Raw genomic sequence first — 21,115 nt, forward strand, 5'->3', positions numbered from 1 at the left:
ACATGCGTCTGTTATTGGTTGAAGACCATCCCGAGCTATCCCACTGGCTGCAAAAGGCGTTAACCGGCGTCGGTTTTGCTGTTGACGTTGCGCCGGACGGACTGGCAGCCGACCACCTGTTGTTAAACGAGACCTATGCGCTGGTGGTACTGGATGTCGCGCTGCCGCGGCTTAATGGTCTGGAATTGTTGGCCCGACTGCGCAAACGCGGGCAGGATTTGCCGGTACTGTTGCTGACGGCCAGAACCGACGTTACCGATCGCGTCAAGGGGCTGAATCTGGGGGCCGACGACTACCTGACCAAGCCGTTCGAACTCGATGAATTGGAAGCGCGCATTCGGGCGTTGCTGCGCCGTAGCGTTGGCGTCACTCAGCAGGCGTTGCAGTATGGCGCGCTAACCTATCACGATGAAGGTTATTTCCAACTCGACGACAAGCCGCTGCAGTTGACGCCCCGAGAGTTGGCGGTGCTGACCGCTTTGATCCACCGGCGTGGCCGCCCGGTTGCCAAACAGCAACTGTTTGAACAGGTGTTTACCCTGTCCGATGAGGCTAATCCAGAAAGCATCGAGCTGTACGTTCATCGGCTGCGGAAAAAGCTGCAGGGCAGTAATGTGGCGATCATCACTCTGCGTGGTCTGGGCTACAGCCTGGAGCTTTGCAATGAGGTGGTTTAACGCACCGCGATCGCTGTTTTATCAACTGTTATTGTTCTTTGGCCTGCCGTTGTTGGTGCTGGGCGGTATCTCGATTTATACCCACTACTTCAGTGCGATGAATGCCGCTACGCTGGCCTACGATCGCACGTTGCTGGCGTCGGCACGTACCGTGGCGGAAAGACTGGTAGTGCGCAATGGTCGACTGGAAGCGGACGTGCCCTATGTGGTACTCGACAGTTTCGAGCGCAACATGAACGATCAGCTTTATTACGAAGTGATCTCCCCGCAGGGCGACAGTATTTCAGGCTATAACGATTTACCGCCGATGCCGCCCCATATCCTGCGTTCCAGCCTGTATCCGGCGCTGGTCCATTTTTATGATGCGCAATATCGCGGCCGACCGATTCGCGTGGCCGCGCTGTACCAGCCGATTAACGAATCCGGCGTTATGGGCATGGCGACCATTCTGGTCGCGGAGACGCTGGAATCACGGCGCTATCTGGCGCGGCAAATGATGCTTTCCGCTTTGCTCAGCCAGGGAACGGTGGTGGTTTTGACCATGCTCCTGGCCTTCGCGCTACTCAAGCGGGTGCTGAAACCGATGCGTAAGCTTTCCGGTATCATGCTGCGGCGCGATCCGGGCGAACTGACGCCGTTGCCGATGGTGTTGCCCTGGTCGGAAATGCAGCCGCTGTTGCTGGCATTCAACCGTTATATTGAACGACTGCGGCTGATGGTGGCGCGTCAGGAGCGTTTTAGCGCAGACGCTTCGCACCAGCTACGCACGCCGTTAACCGTGCTGAAAACTCAGGTGGGGGTGGCACTGGCCAGTGATCAACCGCAGCAGTGGCGGGAAAGCCTGCTAGCGATGAGCAGCACGCTGGATAACACCGTGGCACTGACCGATCGCCTGCTTTATCTTTCCAGACTTAAAGCCCATGAACACCAGGCTGACCACCAGTTACAGCCGGTGAATCTGGCGCAGGTTCTGCGCGATGCCTGTTTTTCACGGCTGCCGCAGGCGCGCAGTAAGCGCATCGATCTGGGGTATGAGGGGGAATCAGTCTGTTGGGTCGGTGGGGAGGTGTTGCTGCTGACTGAATTGTGCGCCAATCTGCTTGATAATGCGCTGAAATATACTCCGAATCAGGGCACGGTTACGGCCCGGTTAAGCATCGATAAGTTGGCTGGGGAGTGCGTGCTGGAAATTGAAGACAGCGGTCCGGGGATTGCCGAGCAGGACACGGCGCAGGCGCTGCAGCCGTTTCATCGGCTGGATAACGTGGGCAATCAGCCCGGTGCCGGTTTGGGGTTGGCGCTGGTGAGCGACATCACCCGTTATCACGGCACCCGCCCGGAGCTGCTGACCTCGGCCACCCTCGGGGGCCTGTTGGTGCGGGTGCGTTTTCAATTGCTGCCTTAGCTTTCACACTCTGTGGTTTGCTTGGCCTTGCGGCCCAGAGGTGTGCGCAGACGCTGCGACAGGATCACCCCCAACAGGGTGATGCCGCCACCGAGCAAATGGTAGCTGTGCAGATGTTCATGCAGGAACACTACTGCAATGATGGCGGTAAATACCGGAGCCAGATTCATAAAGATCGACGCGGTATTGGCACCCAGGCGCATCACGCCGTGGATCCACAGATATGGCGCGATGATCGAGGCCGGGATACCGGCGAATAGCACCAGCGGAATATTTTGGCGGGTCAAGGCAACGTCCTGCGCCATCAGGAAGTTAGGCAGCAGCAACACCACGCCGAACAGGATCTGCACATACAATGATTGCCAGTTTGGCAGCGCAATCGCCCAGCGCTTGGTCAGCACGCCGTACAGCGCATAGGCGGCGGTGGCGGCAAACATCATCAACTCGCCTTTGCCTATGCCATGTTGCAGCAACTCGGCCGGATTACCAGCGCTCACCAGCCAAATCAAACCGGCCAGCGACAACAGGCTGCCGATCGCAATACCCACCGTCGGTGCCACTCGCAGCAGCACTATGCTGATCAGAATAGTCAGTAACGGGATCAGGGAAACAATAATCCCCATAAACAACGCGCTGACGCTGTGGGCCGCGTAATAAGCCAGACTCTGGTACAACACCATACCCAGCATGCCGAGGATCATTAATTTCCACCAGTTGGCGCGTATCGCCGCCCAGTGGCGGATCACGCCGGGCAACACGAAAGGCGTCAGTGTGATCAGCGCCAGTAACCAGCGATAGAAGGAGATGGCGGCCGGATCAATGGCGGTAGCGGAGAGCTTGCTGACCACGGCATTAATGGACCAAATCAACACCGCCAGCAGGGGGAATAGCATATTCATGATAATTATTCTCATTAACAACGGACATGCTGGCTAGTTTACCCGTGTCCGGTTTATTATATATAGTGATATCCAGACAATATTTGCCCTAAACAAGACAAGTCACGGGACGAAACCATGCCAGAAATTCGTCATTACCCCGAATCACTGATCCCGGCACCATGTCCGGTGCAGTTCCGCTGCGAGGAATTCAACGCCCGTACGGAGTTCCAGCCGCACCGGCACAGTTGGGGGCAACTGATGTGGGTCAAGGCCGGTGTTATGGTGCTGCGCATCGGCGGTCAACGTTTTCTGGCACCGCCGGAATTTGTGCTGTGGGCGCCGGCGGAAATTGAACACTCTTGTTATAACCAGCGCTTGGCGCAGTGCCGCATGGTCGATATTGCGTTGCCGCTGTGCGCCGGGATGCCGGTCGATCCCTGTCTGGTCAGCGTGACGCCCATTTTCCGCGCCATTGCCGAAGATTTTTACGCACGCAAACAATATATCCCACAGAGTAAACAGGACTTGCGCCTGTGCCGGGCGCTGATCGACCAACTGCATCTGTCGCCGGTTCAACAAACCTACCTGCCGTCATCCGAAGACAAATTCCTGGCACCGGTGCTGGAGGCGCTGGAACACTGTCCTTCGGACAATACGTCGCTCGCCAACTGGGCTGCCCGGGTGTATACCACCGAACGTACGCTGTCGCGCCGTTGCCAGCAGGATCTGGGCATGTCATTTAGCGAATGGCGCCAGCGTTTGCGTTTCCTACATGCCGTGTCCCTGCTGGAACAGGGCAAAACCGTGCAGGAGGTGGCGCTGGAGGTAGGGTACAGCTCGGCCTCGGCGTTTATTGTCATGTTCCAGCAAATCGCCGGTACCACCCCCGAGCGCTTTCGCCGGGCCTGATTCAGTGGCACACTATTTCCCAGATAACTCTTCATACTTGACGCCGCCTCTGTGTTGGCTGCGAGCACTCACCCCAGTCTAAGCTCCTGGGGACTCCTGCTCTTACCGCCTTGATGCAGCGCCAATTATTTTGGGTATAAATAGCCGTAAACCGTCGGAGCAATAAGTGAAAATCCTGGTTGATGAAAATATGCCGTACGCGACTGATTTGTTCAGTCGTTTGGGGAATGTGCAGGCGGTACCTGGCCGCCCGATCCCGAGTGATTCGCTGGCCGATGCCGATGTGCTGATGGTGCGTTCGGTGACTAAAGTGAACGAGGCCTTGCTGGCCGGTACCCGCATTGGTTTTGTCGGCACCGCGACCGCCGGTACCGACCACGTAGACGACGTTTGGCTGCAACAGCAGGGCATCGGTTTTTCTGCGGCACCGGGCTGCAACGCCATTGCGGTAGTGGAATATGTGTTCTCCGCGCTGATGCTGCTGGCCGAACGCGATGGTTTCCAACTGCGGGATAAAACCGTCGGTATTATCGGCGTCGGCAACGTAGGTTCACGCCTGGATGCCCGCCTGAAAGCCTTGGGCGTCCGTACCTTGCTATGCGATCCGCCGCGCGCTGAACGCGGTGATGCTGGTGAGTTTTGGCCGTTGGAAAAGCTGGTGGCAGAAGCCGACGTGCTCACTTTCCATACGCCATTGAATAAATCCGGCCCTTATAACTCGCTGCATCTGGTGGACGCAGAATTGCTTTCGGCGTTGCCGGACAATCGCATTCTGATCAACGCCTGTCGCGGTGCAGTGGTGGACAATGCTGCGCTGTTGCAGGCATTGGAGAAAGGCAAAAAACTGAGTACCGTGCTGGACGTGTGGGAGCCGGAACCGGAGCTTTCGCTGCCGTTGCTGGCACGGGTGGATATTGGCACCGCGCATATTGCCGGTTACACGCTGGAAGGCAAGGCACGTGGCACCACTCAGGTGTTTGAAGCCTTCAGCCGCCACTTGGGCCAGCCGCAACAGATCGAGCTGGCCTCGCTGTTGCCGGTGCCTGAATTCAGCCAGGTCCAACTCAATGGGCCGCTGGACGAAGGCAAATTAAAACGATTGATGCACTTGGTGTATGATGTGCGCCGCGATGATGCGCCGCTGCGCAAAGTGGCCGGGCAACCGGGCGAATTTGATCGTCTGCGCAAGTATTACCAGGAACGCCGCGAATGGTCTTCATTACGCGTCCAGTGCGATGACAGCGCCAGTGCGGAGCTGCTGCACAAGCTGGGTTTCCTGACGGCATAAGGCTTTCTTAAGCCACAACGACTAATTTTGTTATCAGGGCGGTGCAGTAGCCGCCCATCTGCATTTGAATAAATACTCTGGAGAAACCCAATGTCTGACGGCTGGAATATCGCTCTGCTTGGTGCCACTGGCGCGGTAGGTGAAGCGTTGCTGGAATTATTACAGGAACGCCAGTTCCCGGTGGGCGAACTCTATCCATTGGCAAGTGAACGCAGCGCCGGTGCCACGGTGCGCTTCAACGGCAAATCGGTACTGGTGCAAAACGCGGAAGAATTTGACTGGTCACAGGCGCAGTTGGCTTTCTTCGTCGCCGGTACCGAAGCCTCGGCTCGTTACGCGGAAGAAGCCGGCAACATGGGCTGCCTGGTGATTGACACCAGCGGCCTGTTTGCGCTGGAGCCGGACGTGCCGTTGGTGGTCCCTGGGGTGAACCCACAGGTGCTGGCGGATTACCGTAACCGCAATATCGTTGCCGTGGCCGATAGCATGGTCAGCCAACTGCTGACCGCAATCAAACCGCTGACCGAACAGGCCGGGCTTTCCCGTCTGCACGTCACCACCCTGATGTCGGTATCGGCACGCGGCAAAGTGGCGGTTGACGATTTGGCTGGCCAAAGTGCGCGCCTGCTGAACGGCATTCCGGCTGAAGCGGGCGTTTTCGCCAAGCAGTTGGCGTTCAACCTGTTGCCGTTGCTGGTCGACGAACAGGGCAGCGTGCGTGAAGAGCGTTTGATTGTCGATCAGGTACGTAAAGTGCTGCAGGACGAAGGGCTGCCGATTTCCGTGAGCTGTGTCCAGTCGCCGGTGTTCTACGGCCATGCGCAGGTAGTTCACCTGGAAGCGTTGCGCCCGATGTCTGCGGAAGAAGCGCGCAGCGAGCTGGAACAGGTGGATGATATCCAACTGAGTGAAGAAGACGACTACCCGACCCAGGTGACGGAAGCGTCTGGCAGCGATGCGTTGAGCGTCGGCTGTTTGCGTAATGACTATGGCATTCCGGAAATCCTGCAGTTCTGGTCGGTGGCCGACAATGTGCGTTTCGGTGGCGCGCTGATGGCGATCGAAACTGCAGAACGTCTGGTGCAGGAGCAGATGTACTGATGTCTGAAGTTGCCTTACCCACCCAGCCGACGTTGAAAATCGCGCTGGGGATTGAATATGACGGCAGCCAGTATTACGGCTGGCAGCGTCAGCAGGAGGTTGCCAGCGTGCAGGCCTGTCTGGAAAAGGCGTTGAGCAAGGTAGCGGATGCACCGATCAGCGTGTTGTGCGCCGGACGTACCGACGCCGGGGTGCATGCTACCGGTCAGGTTGTGCATTTCGAAACTACCGCGCAACGCAAGGACGCGGCCTGGACGATGGGCGTTAACACCCACCTGCCGCCGGATATCGCCGTGCGTTGGGTGACTGGCGTGCATGAAGATTTTCATGCGCGTTTCAGCGCGACTGCGCGTCGTTACCGCTACATTATTTATAACCATCGCTACCGCCCGGCGGTATTACAGCAGGGGATGACCCATTTTTATCACCCGCTGGATGCCGAACGGATGGAAAGGGCGGCGCAGGCGCTGCTGGGCGAGAACGACTTTACTTCGTTCCGCGCCGTGCAATGCCAGTCGCGTACGCCGTGGCGTAACGTAAAACACGTTAAAGTTACGCGCTACGGTGAGTATATTGTGGTAGATATCAAGGCGAATGCCTTTGTACATCATATGGTTCGCAATATTGTCGGTAGCCTGATGGAAATTGGCTGCGGCAATCAGGATGAGAACTGGATGGCCGAGTTACTGGCACTGAAGGATCGTAATCTGGCTGCGGCGACGGCGCGGGCCGACGGGTTATACCTGGTTAGCGTCGATTACCCTGAGCACTTTGCCCTACCCCGGCCGGCAATGGGGCCACTGTTTTTACCCGACGATTAAACGCCGGCGCGCCTGACGCGTTGTTCCCTTGTGTACCTACCGGGTGGGTGAGACACCCGGTAAAAGAGAGAACCTATGGACATCATCAAGTTTGTAATTGATTTTATTCTGCATATTGACGTGCATCTGGCAGAACTGGTGGCGCAATACGGTATGTGGGTGTACGCCATTTTGTTCCTGATCCTGTTTTGCGAAACCGGGCTGGTGGTGACACCTTTCCTGCCGGGCGATTCTCTGTTGTTTGTGGCCGGTGCTCTGGCGGCATTGCCGACCAACGATCTGAATGTACATGCCATGGTCGCGTTGATGATAGGCGCGGCAATACTCGGCGATGCGGTGAACTACACCATTGGCCGGCTGTTCGGGGAAAAGTTGTTCAGTAACCCGAATTCGAAAATTTTCCGCCGCAGCTACCTGGATAAGACCCACCAGTTTTATGAAAAACACGGCGGGAAAACGATTATTCTGGCGCGATTTGTGCCAATCGTGCGTACTTTTGCGCCGTTCGTTGCAGGTATGGGGCATATGTCCTATCGCCATTTTGCCGCCTACAACGTGATTGGTGCACTGGTTTGGGTGCTGCTCTTCACTTATGCTGGCTACCTCTTCGGCGATCTGCCGGTCGTGCAGGAAAACCTGAAACTGTTGATCGTGGGTATCATCATTGTTTCAATTCTGCCGGGTGTCATTGAAATTTGGCGCCATAAGCGTGCGGCTGCCCGCCAGCAAAAACAGTAAAAACATCGCTTAACCTGTCGGTTCGACCAGTTTTTTGTCCACAGAGTCGGGCCGATATGGTTTAATGAGCGACATTTATGGTCTGTTCCTGTTAACAACCTTGAAACCTGTGCCTTGCTCGCGCGCATGCCGCGTTTTGTCCAGGCATTTTTTCATTGGTGTTCTCGGGGGGATTGTTAAAGCATGAACAGCGGACTGGCGTCTGCCAGGTTCAAACAGAAAGGTCATCGATGAGCTGGATTGAACGAATTCTTAACAAGAGCAATATCACCCAAACCCGTAAGGCGAGTATTCCTGAAGGGGTGTGGACTAAATGCGATAGCTGCGGTCAGGTTCTCTACCGCGCCGAGCTGGAGCGTAATCTGGAAGTGTGCCCGAAATGCGACCACCACATGCGCATGACTGCGCGTATGCGTCTGCATACCCTACTGGATGAAGGCAGTGAAGTGGAGCTGGGCAGCGAACTGGAACCGAAAGACGTTCTGAAGTTCAAGGATTCCAAAAAGTATAAAGACCGCCTGGTAGCCGCACAGAAAGCGACCGGTGAAAAAGACGCGCTGGTAGTGATGAAAGGCACGCTGTACGGCATGCCGATTGTCGCCGCTTCGTTCGAATTTGCCTTTATCGGCGGTTCCATGTCGTCCGTGGTCGGTGCGCGCTTTGTGCGTGCGGTTGAGCAGGCGCTGGAAGACAACTGTCCGCTGGTGTGTTTCTCAGCCAGTGGCGGTGCCCGTATGCAGGAAGCGCTGATGTCGCTGATGCAGATGGCGAAAACCAGTGCCGCACTGGCGAAACTGCAGGAGCGTGGTCTGCCGTACATTTCGGTACTGACCGACCCGACCATGGGTGGCGTTTCCGCCAGTCTGGCGATGCTGGGTGATATCAATATCGCCGAGCCGAAAGCGCTGATCGGCTTTGCTGGCCCACGCGTTATCGAGCAGACGGTGCGTGAAAAGCTGCCGCCGGGCTTCCAGCGCAGTGAGTTCCTGATTGAAAAAGGCGCAATCGACATGATCGTACGCCGTCCGGAAATGCGTCAGACCCTGGCGAGTATCCTTTCCAAGCTGACCAACCAGCCGCAGCCGCATTTCGATGAAGCCGCGCCGGTGTCCGAGCAGGAAAATCAGACCGACGCCTGAGAGCAATAAGTTCCCCGCGCCGGTATCCATCGGCGCGGGGTTCAGCCGCCATTTTGTGGCTAAATGACGGCTGAAAACGGAGAGCATCGCCTTTACCGCGGTGAGGGTGGTGCCCTGATGGATTAATGAACCCAAGTTCAGTGACGGGACTCATGCAAAACCACCAAATTCCCCAAGCCACGTCGCCATTGAGCTCGTGGCTTTTCTATCTGGAACGTCTGCACAGCCAGGCGATCGAACTCGGCCTGGAACGTGTACAGCGTGTTGCGGCGCATCTTGATTTACTCACTCCTGCACCGACGGTATTTACCGTAGCCGGTACCAATGGCAAAGGCACCACCTGTCGCACCCTGGAAACCATCCTGATGGCGGCCGGTTTGCGCGTTGGCGTCTACAGCTCTCCACATCTGGTACGTTACACCGAGCGGGTACGCATTCAGGGCGATGAACTGAGCGAGGCAGAACACTGCCGCTCGTTCGCCGCCATTGAAGCGGGCCGGGGTGAAACTTCACTGACTTACTTCGAATTCGGCACCCTGTCGGCGCTGCAACTGTTCAAACAGGCTAAGCTTGACGTGGTGATCCTGGAAGTCGGGCTCGGCGGCCGCCTGGATGCGACCAATATCGTCGATCCGAGCGTGGCGGTAGTGACCAGCATCGCGTTGGATCATACCGACTGGCTGGGCAACGATCGCGAAAGCATTGGCCGTGAAAAGGCCGGGATCTTCCGTAGCGGCAGACCGGCGGTGGTGGGTGAACCGGATATGCCGGCCACCATTGGGCAGGTAGCGGAAACCCTGGGTGCCCAACTGTATCGCCGTGGCGATGCCTGGACCTTCAGCGAACAGGGCGAACGCTGGCAGTGGCAAGGCGGCGGCACCTTACTGACCGATTTGCCGATGCCCAACGTGCCGTTAGCCAATGCGGCGACGGCACTGGCGGCACTGCATTTTTCTGCGTTGGAAATTGATGAGCGGGCCATCTTCACCGGCTTGCAGCAGGCGACATTGCCTGGACGTTTCCAGATTGTGCGACGCGATCCGATGTTAATCCTCGACGTGGCGCATAATCCCCACGCGGCAGGTTACCTGGCCGGGCGTCTGGCGACCTTACCGTGCAATGGCGGCAAGGTGCGTGCGGTGGTGGGAATGTTGTCGGATAAAGACATCGCCGGCACCCTGGCCTGTCTGAGTGAGCAGGTCGATGAGTGGTATTGCGCGCCGCTGGACGGGCCGCGCGGGGCCAGCGGCGAACTTTTGGCGCAATATTTGACGGAACCGCGGCAGTTTGCCGATGTCGAAACTGCCTGGCGTCAGGCTATGCAGGACGCAGATATTCAGGATATTGTGATCGTCTGTGGATCGTTCCACACCGTTGCACAGGTTATGGCGGCGTTAGACGAGCGGGGAGTGTGAGTGGCAAGTAAATTTCAAAACCGATTGGTCGGTACCGTGATTTTGGTCGCGCTGGGGGTGATTATCCTGCCAGGACTGCTGGACGGTAAAAAGAAACATTATGAGGACGAGTTCGCCGCCATCCCATTGGTGCCGAAGGCCGGTGATGTGGAAGAAAACGACGTGGTGCCACCGGTAAGCCAACCGCTACCGGCGCAGCCGCCGGAAGGGGCGGGGGCACTGGTTGAGCAGCAGGCGGCCAATGAGGCAGCAACGCAGCAGGCAGCTCGCCAACCGACGCAGCAGCCGACATTGGTTACGCCGCCGGTCGAAACCCGTCCACAACCGACGCCGCAGCCGCAGGTGAAGCCTAAACCGGTAGAAACCAAACCGGTGGAAGCGAAGCCAAAACAGGTACCGCAACCGAAACCGGTGGTGAGGCCTGAGCCAACGCCAGTACCCAAGCCTGAGCCTGCACCCGTGCAGAAACCGGCGGAAGAGAAAGCGCCGGCAGGGCAGGCTTATGTGGTGCAGCTTGGTGCGCTGAAAAACGCCGCCAAGGTGAACGAGGTGGTGGCATCGCTCAGGCTGTCCGGCTACCGTGCCTTTACCGTGCCATCAACGCCGGTACAGGGCCAGATCACCCGGATCTACGTCGGCCCGGATGCCTCAAAACAGAAGCTGCAGTCTTCGCTGTCCGCGTTGAATTCGATCAGTGGTTTGAGCGGTCAGGTGAAGCCGTACGGCGTACGTTAAGATTATAGGGCGCAGTATGCTGTGCCTCATAATCGGTACATGCCGATATAATCATTAAAAATAATGTGCCTTTCGTAGTTGAAATGGCCTATGTAGGCGCGGCGATTGGGAATTTTGTTATCGCCGTTTTTTATTTGTAGCGGGGCAGGAAAACCCCTACGCAAACGTTTACGTTTTCTGTTAGAATTCGCCGCGAATTGGATATACCCAAGAGAATTCAAGTTGCATCAAGGCGGCAACTGAACGAATCGCCAGGAGCTTGGTTCACCAAGTGACGGGTGTGAGTAAAGGCAGCCAACGCCGATGCGGCTTGAAGGATGAAGGGTAGGCAGGGGCGATTCATCATTGGAATAGTTCATGGTCTGGATTGATTACGTCATTATAGCGGTGATTGGGTTTTCGGCTCTGGTGAGCCTGATCCGAGGGTTTGTTCGCGAAGCATTGTCACTTGTGACATGGGGATGTGCGTTTTTTGTTGCCAGCCATTTCTACTCTTACCTTGCAGTCTACTTCACTCGTTTTGAAGATGAACTGGTGCGAAACGGCATCGCGATTGCCATCTTGTTTATCGCGACCCTGATCGTAGGCGCTATTGTTAACTATGTGATTAGCTCACTGGTAGAGAAAACCGGGTTATCGGGCACTGACCGGGTGCTGGGCGTCTGTTTTGGCGCACTGCGCGGCGTGTTGATCGTTTCGGCGATACTGTTTTTCCTGGATACCTTTACCGGTTTCTCACAAAGTACCGACTGGAAACAGTCGCAGCTGATCCCCCAGTTCAGTTACATCATCAGGTGGTTCTTTGACTACCTGCAGAGCACGTCGAGTTTCTTGCCGACCCATTTACCGGGGCGGTAGCGCTGATGAGGAAAAGACAACATGTGCGGTATTGTCGGTATCGCCGGTTTTATGCCGGTAAACCAGTCGATTTATGATGCGTTGATGGTGCTTCAGCACCGTGGCCAGGATGCCGCAGGCATCGTCACCATAGATGCCCACAATGGGTTCCGTCTGCGTAAGGCAAACGGTCTGGTGAAGGATGTGTTTGAGGCACGCCATATGCAGCGCTTGCAGGGCAACATGGGTATTGGCCATGTGCGCTACCCAACGGCTGGCAGCTCCAGTGCCTCAGAGGCTCAACCCTTCTATGTAAACTCGCCGTTCGGCCTGACGCTGGCCCACAACGGCAACCTGACCAACGCCCATGAGCTGCGCCAAAAGCTGTTTGAAAGCGGCCGCCGCCATATCAACACCACCTCCGATTCCGAGATCCTGCTGAACGTACTGGCCAGTGAGCTGGACCGTTTCCAACATTATCCGCTGGAATCCGACAACATTTTCACCGCCGTTGCCGCCATGCATCAGCAACTACGTGGTGCTTACGCCTGCGTGGCGATGATCATCGGCCATGGTCTGCTGGCATTCCGTGACCCTAACGGTATCCGCCCGCTGGTGATCGGCAAGCGTCAGCTTGAAGATGGCCGCAATGAATATATGGTGGCTTCCGAGAGTGTCGCACTCGATACGCTGGGCTTCGAGTTCTTGCGTGATGTGGCACCGGGCGAAGCGGTGTATATCACTGAGAAGGGTCAACTGTTCACTCGCCAGTGTGCAGAGAACCCGAAAACCAACCCGTGTCTGTTCGAATACGTCTATTTCGCTCGTCCGGACTCCTTTATGGACAAGATTTCGGTCTACAGCGCACGCGTGCGTATGGGGCAGAAGTTGGGTGAGAAGATTGCCCGCGAATGGGAAGATTTGGACATCGACGTGGTGATCCCAATCCCGGAAACGTCCTGTGATATCGCCTTGGAAATCGCGCGTATCCTGGATAAGCCATATCGTCAGGGTTTTGTGAAAAACCGCTATGTCGGCCGTACCTTTATTATGCCGGGCCAGCAGGCGCGCCGTAAGTCGGTGCGCCGTAAGCTGAACGCCAACCGTGCCGAATTCCGCGACAAGAATGTGCTGTTGGTGGATGATTCCATCGTACGCGGCACCACTTCGGAACAGATCGTGGAGATGGCGCGTGACGCCGGGGCGAAACGAGTTTATCTGGCTTCCGCAGCGCCGGAAATCCGCTTCCCTAACGTTTACGGCATCGACATGCCGAGTGCCAACGAACTGATTGCCCACGGCCGTGAAGTGGATGAAATTCGCCAGATCATCGGTGCCGACGGCCTGATCTTCCAGGACCTGGACGATCTGATTGAAGCGGTACGCGAAGAGAACCCGGACATTACCCAGTTCGAATGCTCGGTATTCAACGGTATCTACGTCACCAAAGACGTCGACCAGAGCTACCTCGAGTATCTGGAATCGCTGCGCAATGACGACGCCAAAGAAATACGTGGTCAGACCGAAGCGGAAAATCTGGAAATGCACAACGAAGGTTAAGTTTCCCCCTTGACCAAAACAGTGCACCGCGGCGTTTGCTGCGGTGCATTATCCCTCCCTGACTTGCTTATGTAGCCCCATTGCGGCAAAGTCTGCCTGATCCTATTTTTTCCTCGGCAGGGGCCAGTTTATGAAACGACTCATCATCGGTATTTCCGGCGCCAGTGGCGCAATCTATGGCGTGCGCCTGTTGCAGGTATTGCGTGACGTCGCAGAGGTGGAAACCCATTTGGTGATGAGTAATGCGGCGCGGCAGACGCTGTCGCTGGAAACCGATCTCAGCCTGCGTGAAGTGCAGGCGCTGGCTGATGTGGTGCATGACTCGCGCGATATTGGCGCCAGTATTTCTTCCGGCTCGTTCAAAACGGCCGGCATGGTGATTTTGCCTTGTTCAATCAAAACCTTATCTGGCATTGCCAATAGCTACAGCGACGGTCTGCTGACGCGTGCCGCCGACGTGGTGTTAAAAGAACGCCGCCGGCTGGTGCTGTGCGTACGCGAAACCCCGTTACATCTTGGCCATTTGCGTCTGATGACTCAGGCGGCGGAAATGGGCGCGGTGATTATGCCGCCAGTACCGGCGTTTTATCATCGTCCTGCCAGCGTAGAAGACATCATCGATCAAACGGTAAACCGGGTGGTCGATCAGTTTGACATTGAATTACCGCAAGATTTATTTACCCGCTGGCAAGGTGCCAATTAACAAATTTCTCCCCAATTTAGCACATTTGTGCAACACCGCACTGAATTAGGGCGGCGCATGCACCATAATGATCTCACTTCATCACGCTCACTGTTTCAAGGCGCTGGTATTTATCCATTGCCCGTGGCGCGGCCAACACTGGCCGATTTAATTTTGCGGTTATCGTCCCAGGAAACAGTTTTGTGAAGGCCGGAGCCGTTCCCTCCGCCTACAGCAACAAATGTGGCACGATTACTGCAAATTGATTTGGTGGAAAAGTAATGCCCGCAGTGGCATCAAAAAATCAATTTGAGGGTGAATTATGAAAAAGCAGGTTTTGGTTCTTCCTTTAGTCTTGGCTTTAAGCGCGGCAAGCAGCGCATTTGCCGCAGTACCATCAACGCTGAAGATCGGCACCGATCCGACCTATGCACCCTTTGAATCCAAAAATGCCAAGGGCGAGTTGGTCGGTTTTGATATCGATCTGGCCAAAGAGCTGTGCGAACGCATAAATACCAAATGTACCTTTGTGGAAAGCGATTTTGACGCGCTGATCCCGTCCCTGAAAGCGAAGAAAATTGACGCCATCATCTCTTCTTTGTCGATCACCGAAAAACGCCAGCAGGAAATTGCCTTCACTGACAAGCTGTATGCTGCCAACGCCCGTCTGATCGCGCCGAAAGGTTCCAAGCTGCTACCTACCGTAGATGCGCTGAAAGGCAAGAGCGTCGGCGTGCTGCAGGGCACCACCCAGGAGGCCTATGCCAACGCCATGTGGCAGCCTAAGGGCATCACCGTGGTTCCTTATCAGAACCAGGATCTGGTGTACGCCGATCTGGCATCCGGCCGTATCGATGCCGCCTTCCAGGACGAAGTGGCAGGCAGCGATGGCTTCCTGAAACAGCCTCCAGGCAAGGATTATGCTTTTGCCGGTGAATCGGTGAAGGATGACAAATTCTTCGGCGTGGGGACCGGCATGGGCTTGCGCAAAACCGATACCGAGCTGAAGGCGGCGCTGGATAAAGCCTTTGCTGAAATGCGCAAAGACGGCACTTACGACAAGTACGCGAAGAAATACTTCGACTTTGACGTCTACGGCGGTTAATACCGCATACCGTTCCATGTTGTGACTACGGGGCTAGCCCACCGGCCCCGATGGTTCGGGATCCAATGACGACAGGGTGAAGTAAATGCTGCAAGGCTATTCCCAATTGATATTAGAGGGGGCTCTGGTGACGCTGGAGCTTGCCCTCAGTTCCGTACTGCTGGCGCTGGTCATCGGTTTGATCGGTGCCGGCGGCAAGCTTTCCCAAAACCGTCTGCTTTCTACCGTGTTTGGCGCTTATACCACGCTGATCCGTGGCGTGCCCGATCTGGTGCTGATGCTGCTGATTTTCTACGGCTTGCAAATTGCGCTCAACAACCTCACCGAACTGCTTGGTTTCGCGCAAATCGATATTGATCCGCTCAGCGCGGGGATTATCACCCTCGGGTTTATTTATGGTGCCTATTTCACGGAAACCTTTCGCGGTGCCTATATGGCCGTGTCGAAAGGGCAGATCGAAGCGGCAACGGCCTACGGCTTCACCGGTTCACAGATTTTCCGCCGCATTTTGTTCCCAGCGATGATGCGCTTTGCCCTGCCGGGCATTGGCAACAACTGGCAGGTGATCCTGAAGGCCACGGCGCTGGTGTCTATTCTGGGCCTCAATGACGTGGTGAAAGCCACTCAATTGGCCGGTAAGGGCACCTATCAGCCGTTCTTCTTTGCGATCGTGGCCGGTGTGGTTTATCTGATTTTTACTACCGTTTCCAATGGTGTGCTGCTGTGGCTTGAACGGCGTTATTCCCTGGGCGTCCGGAGGGCCGAGCTATGATCGAAATTTTACAACAGTACTGGCAATCGCTGCTGTGGAGCGACGGCTATCGTTTTACCGGGGTCGCCGTCACTCTGTGGTTGCTGATTTCCTCGGTGGTGATGGGGGGGGTGCTGGCGATCCCGATGGCGGTGGCGCGCGTTTCCTCCATCACCTGGGTGCGTTTCCCGGTTTGGCTCTACACCTATATATTCCGTGGCACGCCACTTTATGTGCAGTTGCTGGTGTTTTACTCCGGTATGTACAGCCTGGAAATCGTGCGTGGGACGGACTTCCTCAACGCCTTCTTCCGCAGCGGGCTCAATTGCACTATTTTGGCGCTAACGCTGAACACTTGTGCCTATACCACCGAGATCTTCGCCGGGGCGATACGCTCGGTGTCGCACGGTGAAATCGAAGCGGCCAATGCTTACGGTTTTTCACGTTTCAAAATGTACCGCTGTATCATTTTACCTTCAGCACTGCGCACCGCGCTGCCGGCCTACAGCAATGAAGTGATCCTGATGCTGCACTCGACCGCGCTGGCGTTTACCGCTACCGTGCCGGACCTGCTGAAGATAGCGCGAGATATCAATGCAGAGACCTACCAGCCGTTCTATGCCTTTGGCATTGCAGCGGTGCTGTATCTGATCATTTCTTACGGATTAATCAGCCTGTTCCGCAAGGCGGAAAAGCGCTGGATGGCACACGTTAATCACTGATAATGACGGGAACCTATTATGTCTGAGAATAAATTAGCCGTCACCGAACTGCATAAACGCTATGGCGAACACGAAGTGCTGAAGGGCGTCTCGCTGGCGGCCAACGCAGGGGATGTGATTAGCATCATCGGGTCCTCCGGCTCCGGTAAAAGTACCTTTTTACGCTGCATTAACTTCCTGGAGAAACCAAGTGAAGGCGCCATCAGCCTGAACAATGAAGATATCCGCATGGTGCGCGACAAGGACGGCCAGCTCAAGGTTTTTGATAAGAAACAACTGCAGTTGCTGCGCACTCGCCTGACCATGGTGTTCCAGCATTTTAACCTGTGGAGCCACATGACGGTGCTGGAGAACGTGATGGAGGCACCGGTGCAGGTATTGGGGCTGAGCAAGACCGAGGCGCGCGAGCGCGCGGTGCGTTACCTGGACAAGGTGGGGATTGACGAGCGTGCCCGTGGTAAATACCCGGTGCACCTGTCCGGCGGCCAGCAACAGCGCGTGTCTATCGCACGGGCGTTGGCGATGGAGCCGGAGGTATTACTGTTTGATGAACCGACGTCGGCACTGGATCCGGAACTGGTGGGCGAAGTGCTGCGCATTATGCAGAAGCTGGCGGAAGAAGGTAAAACCATGGTGGTGGTGACGCACGAAATGGAGTTTGCACGTCATGTTTCCAGCCACGTGATCTTCCTGCACAAAGGGCTGATCGAAGAGCAGGGGCCACCGGCTGAGCTGTTCGGCAATCCGAAAAGTCCTCGCCTGCAGCAGTTCCTCTCCGGCTCGTTAAAATAACGGGCCGTTGGGGCCAGATCTTTCTGGCCCCAAGAGGCTCTTCAGCGGGGTGTGCCCCGCTGATTAATCACATCATCTAATGCCTGCTCCAACTCCAAAAAGCGGAAGCTAAAACCGGCTTCTTCCAGCCTTTTCGGTACCGCTCGCTGTCCACTCAGCACCAATACCGCCGCTTCCCCCATCAATAAACGCATGGCAAAGGCCGGCACGCGTAAAAACGCAGGTCGGTCGAGCACGTTGGCGAGTTGAGCGGCAAACTGTTCGTTGTGAACCGGATAGGGGGCTACCATATTAAATGGCCCCTGCAGGGTTTGGTGATCCAGTAAATAGACGATGCCATCAACCATGTCTTCCAGGTGGATCCACGGCAGATATTGGCGGCCGTCACCTATCGGCCCACCCAACCCAAGGCGGAATGGCGGTAACATTTTAGTCAACGCGCCGCCTTTGGCCGCCAGCACCACGCCGGTACGAAGCAGACAGACGCGGGTAGCCTCGCTTTGCGCTTGCAAAGCCAGAGACTCCCAGCGTTGGCATAGCTGATGGGTGAACTCGTCATGCGGGACTTCGTCTTCGGTGACTACCGCTTGGCCCTGATCGCCATAATAGCCGGTTGCGGAACCGGAAATCAGCACGCCGGGCGGGGTGCTGCCGGCGTTAATCAGCTTGGCCAGCTGTTCGGTCAGATCCCAGCGGCTGTGGCACAGGCGTTCTTTCTGTGTTTTGCTCCAGCGCTTGTCGGCGATAGGCTCACCGGCCAGGTTGATTACGGCGTCAAAACCGTCCAGCGAGGGCTTGTCCTGCAGCGTCGACCAATAGCTGACCTGCTCGCCAAAGCGCTCACGTGCGCGTTGCACGTTGCGGCTCAGCACCGTAATTTGATGAGAAAGGCCCAGCAGCCGTTGCGTCAGGCTGCTCCCTATCAATCCTGTGGCGCCGGTGATCAGGATCCGCATGGTCGATTCTCCCTGAAACTGTGGTTTTCAGGCCCGACGATAGCTCATGGTCATCGAAACCGAGTCGGCGTAGCGCAGGGCCAATAGTTTATCTATCTCCACTTCAGCATAGGTTACCCAGGCGTGTTGTTTCACGATATCGAGCACATCCTGAGTTAATTTTTCCAGCAGGGCGAAGCGGTTATCTTCCACGTGACGAATGATGGCCTTGGTGATGGTGCGGTAGTTGAGTGCGTCGTCGATGTTTTCACTGTCGCGAGCCTTATCCGCCGGGTAGTGGATCACCACGTTAATCAGGATGTCCTGACGGTTGTTGATTTCTTCTTCCTTGATACCGATGAATGTACGCAACCGCAGATTTTTTATACGAATAATAGCGTCGGGTTGGCTGAGTGACATCAGAGAATCTCCACTGGTCTGATTATTGGTGCTCAGAATACACGGAAAGTAGGGAAATGATAACGAGCCGGGGAAAACTCCCCGGAGGCCGGGGAGTCGGAAAATTAACCCTGCTCAGCCAGCTTGTAGGCGCGCTCGGTTGCCGGGCGGTTGCTGATGCGTTCGAACCAGTTGCGTACCGCTGGATAGTCCGCCAGATCGATGCGTTGACGCGGGTGTGACACGACCCAGGGATAAGTGGCGATATCGGCAATGCTGTAGTTGTCACCGCCCAGATAAGGGTGTTTTTGCAGCTCGGCTTCCAGCACTGCATACAAACGCTTGGTTTCCAGGTGATAACGCTCGATGGCGTAGGGCACCGGCTGCGGCGCGTAGTGGTTGAAGTGGTGGTTTTGCCCCAGCATCGGCCCAAAACCCGCCACCTGCCAGAACAGCCACTGTAACGTGGTCGCTCGCTCGCGTAGCCCTTTGCTCAGCAGCTTGCCGGTTTTCTCCGCCAGGTACAGCAGAATTTCGCCGGACTCGAACAGGCTGATTGGCGCACCGCCATCCACCGGCTGCTGGTCGACGATGGCCGGAATTTTGTTGTTGGGTGAAATGCTCAGAAAATCCGGCTTGAACTGATCGCCGGCGCTGATATTTACGCGGTGGATACGGTAGGGTAAGCCAACCTCCTCCAGAAACAAGGTAATTTTGTGACCATTGGGAGTAGGCGCGTAATACAGGTCAATCATGTTGCCTCCTGCGGTAAGGTGAGCTGTAAGTCATTACACGTTGTTGCGGTCTTCGCCGCGCACAAAGGTATATCAGAGATCTTTCTAAAGGGTACCAACAATAGCAGCTAAGAATAGCAGGCTATGTGAGATTCGTCCGATGCTATCGCCATAAGATGCATTACAATTTTCTGCAGGCACATCTGTGGGTTGTCGCGCAGCGATGGCGCGCTAAAATAGGGCCTGTTTGCTTATCAGGACAAGGTTATGAAGCTGATATTTGCCTCGGATATACATGGTTCGCTTCCCGCCACCGAAAGCCTGTTGGCGTGTTTTGAACAAAGCGGTGCCGACTGGCTGATTCTGCTGGGTGATTTACTGAATCACGGGCCGCGCAATACACTGCCGGTGGGCTATCAGCCGGCGCAGGTTGCCGAGCGATTGAATCGCTATAGCGACAAGATCATCGCCGTTCGCGGCAACTGCGACAGTGAAGTCGATCAGATGCTACTGTCCTTTCCTATCACCGCGTCCTGGCAGCAGGTGCTATTACAAAAAAGACGATTGTTTTTAACCCACGGTCACCTTTATCATCCCTCGGCACTGCCGCCGTTATCTGCCGGAGATGTGCTGGTCTATGGACACAGCCATTTGCCGCAGGCGGAACGGCAGGGGGATATTTACTGCTTTAATCCAGGCTCGGTCAGCATTCCGAAAGGGGGCTTTCCTGCCAGCTATGGCATACTGGAGGACGACGTTTTAAGTGTGGTCACTTTGCACGGCGGCAAGGCTGTTGCAGAGGTGGCGTTAACGCACTAATTTATACACACAATAAAAATCTTTGAAAAACACTCATTGATTAACCAGTGCGCGGGATGCATCGCGCCAAAATAGAAGGTTTTGAGGATGGCGGAACAGGATCAGGCTGCAGTTACCGAGTGGGTTGATATCGTCAACGAGCAAAACGAAGTGATTGCTCAATCCAGTCGCCAACAGATGCGTGCCCAACGGCTGCGTCATCGTGCTACCTATATTGTGGTACATGATGGAATGGGAAAAATTCTGGTGCAGCGTCGCACCGACATTAAAGACTTTTATCCGGGCTGGCTTGACGCCACTGCGGGTGGGGTGGTGCAGAGCGGGGAGAACGTGCTGGATTCCGCCCGTCGCGAAGCGGAAGAGGAGCTGGGCATTGCCGGCGTGCCTTTCGCCGAACATGGCCTGTTCTACTTCGAAGAAGATCAATGCCGGGTGTGGGGTGCATTGTTCAGCTGCGTATCACACGGCCCGTTTGCGTTGCAGGAAGAAGAAGTGGTTGAGGTGAGCTGGCTGACGCCGGAAGAGATCACCGCACGCTGCGACGAATTCACGCCGGATTCGCTAAAAGCGCTGTCGCTGTGGCTGACGCGCAACAACGAGCAGGCTTATGGCAAACCGCTACGCGATAGCGATGAAAATGCCTGATGTGTTTTCAAAAATAAAAAGCCGG

The 21,115-nt window shown here is 55.8% G+C and carries 23 protein-coding genes; 19 read left to right on the forward strand and 4 right to left on the reverse strand.

Annotated features, from left to right (window positions below; all coding sequences use genetic code 11):
- Positions 1-2 precede the first annotated feature (2 nt).
- A complete protein-coding gene (tctD, locus tag ACUTSU_RS09305) occupies positions 3-677 on the forward strand; it encodes a transcriptional regulator TctD (protein WP_445650255.1) in 675 nt (224 codons plus the stop codon).
- The gene (locus ACUTSU_RS09310) at positions 664-2,082 is read left to right on the forward strand and encodes a sensor histidine kinase N-terminal domain-containing protein (protein WP_445654081.1); all 1,419 of its coding nucleotides are present in this window, start codon (positions 664-666) and stop codon (positions 2,080-2,082) included. Before tctD ends, ACUTSU_RS09310 begins: the two co-directional genes overlap by 14 nt.
- Here the strand turns inward: ACUTSU_RS09310 and ACUTSU_RS09315 are convergent.
- Complete coding sequence (locus ACUTSU_RS09315) at positions 2,079-2,981, reverse strand: DMT family transporter (protein WP_445650257.1); 903 nt, start codon at positions 2,979-2,981, stop codon at positions 2,079-2,081. The two genes, ACUTSU_RS09310 and ACUTSU_RS09315, sit on opposite strands and share 4 nt — an antisense overlap.
- A gap of 117 nt (positions 2,982-3,098) precedes the next feature.
- Between ACUTSU_RS09315 and ACUTSU_RS09320 the strand changes: the two genes are divergently transcribed.
- The 15 genes from ACUTSU_RS09320 (at position 3,099) to hisP (ending at position 17,558) form a co-directional block, all read left to right on the forward strand.
- Positions 3,099-3,872: an AraC family transcriptional regulator gene (locus ACUTSU_RS09320; protein WP_445654082.1), complete on the forward strand. Its 774-nt coding sequence runs from the start codon at positions 3,099-3,101 to the stop codon at positions 3,870-3,872.
- 166 nt (positions 3,873-4,038) lie between these two features.
- Positions 4,039-5,160: a 4-phosphoerythronate dehydrogenase PdxB gene (gene pdxB / locus ACUTSU_RS09325; protein ID WP_445654083.1), complete on the forward strand. Its 1,122-nt coding sequence runs from the start codon at positions 4,039-4,041 to the stop codon at positions 5,158-5,160.
- Between the two features lie 90 nt (positions 5,161-5,250).
- On the forward strand, positions 5,251-6,261 hold the full coding sequence (locus tag ACUTSU_RS09330; RefSeq protein ID WP_445650260.1) for an aspartate-semialdehyde dehydrogenase: 1,011 nt from the start codon (positions 5,251-5,253) through the stop codon (positions 6,259-6,261).
- Positions 6,261-7,082: a tRNA pseudouridine(38-40) synthase TruA gene (gene truA / locus ACUTSU_RS09335; protein ID WP_445650261.1), complete on the forward strand. Its 822-nt coding sequence runs from the start codon at positions 6,261-6,263 to the stop codon at positions 7,080-7,082. The genes ACUTSU_RS09330 and truA overlap by 1 nt, the downstream gene beginning before the upstream one ends.
- Positions 7,083-7,157: 75 nt before the next feature.
- Complete coding sequence (locus tag ACUTSU_RS09340; protein ID WP_445650262.1) at positions 7,158-7,820, forward strand: DedA family protein; 663 nt, start codon at positions 7,158-7,160, stop codon at positions 7,818-7,820.
- 230 nt (positions 7,821-8,050) lie between these two features.
- Positions 8,051-8,959, forward strand: coding sequence for an acetyl-CoA carboxylase, carboxyltransferase subunit beta (accD, locus tag ACUTSU_RS09345; RefSeq protein ID WP_445650263.1), 909 nt, complete (start codon positions 8,051-8,053; stop codon positions 8,957-8,959).
- Positions 8,960-9,111: 152 nt separating this feature from the next.
- Positions 9,112-10,374, forward strand: coding sequence for a bifunctional tetrahydrofolate synthase/dihydrofolate synthase (folC, locus tag ACUTSU_RS09350; RefSeq protein WP_445650264.1), 1,263 nt, complete (start codon positions 9,112-9,114; stop codon positions 10,372-10,374).
- Entirely contained in the window at positions 10,375-11,109 is a 735-nt protein-coding gene (gene dedD, locus ACUTSU_RS09355) for a cell division protein DedD (protein ID WP_445650265.1), read from the forward strand.
- 357 nt (positions 11,110-11,466) lie between these two features.
- Positions 11,467-11,967 carry a colicin V production protein gene (cvpA, locus tag ACUTSU_RS09360; RefSeq protein WP_012146043.1) on the forward strand — a complete coding sequence of 167 codons (501 nt, stop codon included), beginning with the start codon at positions 11,467-11,469 and terminating at the stop codon, positions 11,965-11,967.
- Positions 11,968-11,988: 21 nt separating this feature from the next.
- Entirely contained in the window at positions 11,989-13,506 is a 1,518-nt protein-coding gene (gene purF, locus ACUTSU_RS09365) for an amidophosphoribosyltransferase (protein WP_012146042.1), read from the forward strand.
- A 130-nt stretch (positions 13,507-13,636) separates the two neighbouring features.
- Positions 13,637-14,209: a UbiX family flavin prenyltransferase gene (locus ACUTSU_RS09370; RefSeq protein ID WP_445650266.1), complete on the forward strand. Its 573-nt coding sequence runs from the start codon at positions 13,637-13,639 to the stop codon at positions 14,207-14,209.
- A 301-nt stretch (positions 14,210-14,510) separates the two neighbouring features.
- On the forward strand, positions 14,511-15,293 hold the full coding sequence (gene hisJ / locus ACUTSU_RS09375) for a histidine ABC transporter substrate-binding protein HisJ (RefSeq protein ID WP_445650267.1): 783 nt from the start codon (positions 14,511-14,513) through the stop codon (positions 15,291-15,293).
- A gap of 85 nt (positions 15,294-15,378) precedes the next feature.
- Positions 15,379-16,065, forward strand: coding sequence for a histidine ABC transporter permease HisQ (gene hisQ / locus ACUTSU_RS09380; protein WP_445650268.1), 687 nt, complete (start codon positions 15,379-15,381; stop codon positions 16,063-16,065).
- Complete coding sequence (locus ACUTSU_RS09385; RefSeq protein WP_445654084.1) at positions 16,062-16,766, forward strand: ABC transporter permease; 705 nt, start codon at positions 16,062-16,064, stop codon at positions 16,764-16,766. The genes hisQ and ACUTSU_RS09385 overlap by 4 nt, the downstream gene beginning before the upstream one ends.
- 18 nt (positions 16,767-16,784) lie before the next feature.
- Entirely contained in the window at positions 16,785-17,558 is a 774-nt protein-coding gene (gene hisP / locus ACUTSU_RS09390; protein WP_445650270.1) for a histidine ABC transporter ATP-binding protein HisP, read from the forward strand.
- 41 nt (positions 17,559-17,599) lie between these two features.
- Here hisP and ACUTSU_RS09395 read toward each other — a convergent pair whose 3' ends face one another.
- The 3 genes from ACUTSU_RS09395 to yfcG form a co-directional block, all read right to left on the reverse strand.
- Positions 17,600-18,514, reverse strand: coding sequence for a TIGR01777 family oxidoreductase (locus ACUTSU_RS09395; RefSeq protein WP_445650271.1), 915 nt, complete (start codon positions 18,512-18,514; stop codon positions 17,600-17,602).
- A gap of 27 nt (positions 18,515-18,541) precedes the next feature.
- A complete protein-coding gene (folX, locus tag ACUTSU_RS09400) occupies positions 18,542-18,913 on the reverse strand; it encodes a dihydroneopterin triphosphate 2'-epimerase (protein WP_445654085.1) in 372 nt (123 codons plus the stop codon).
- 104 nt (positions 18,914-19,017) lie between these two features.
- Positions 19,018-19,647: a GSH-dependent disulfide bond oxidoreductase gene (gene yfcG / locus ACUTSU_RS09405; protein WP_085117806.1), complete on the reverse strand. Its 630-nt coding sequence runs from the start codon at positions 19,645-19,647 to the stop codon at positions 19,018-19,020.
- Between the two features lie 246 nt (positions 19,648-19,893).
- Between yfcG and yfcE the strand changes: the two genes are divergently transcribed.
- Positions 19,894-20,445, forward strand: a complete 552-nt coding sequence (yfcE, locus tag ACUTSU_RS09410) for a phosphodiesterase (RefSeq protein ID WP_445650272.1) — start codon at positions 19,894-19,896, stop codon at positions 20,443-20,445.
- Between the two features lie 87 nt (positions 20,446-20,532).
- Positions 20,533-21,090: an NUDIX hydrolase YfcD gene (gene yfcD / locus ACUTSU_RS09415; RefSeq protein ID WP_445650273.1), complete on the forward strand. Its 558-nt coding sequence runs from the start codon at positions 20,533-20,535 to the stop codon at positions 21,088-21,090.
- Positions 21,091-21,115 lie beyond the last annotated feature (25 nt).

Source organism: Serratia sp. NA_13 (genome assembly GCF_052691735.1).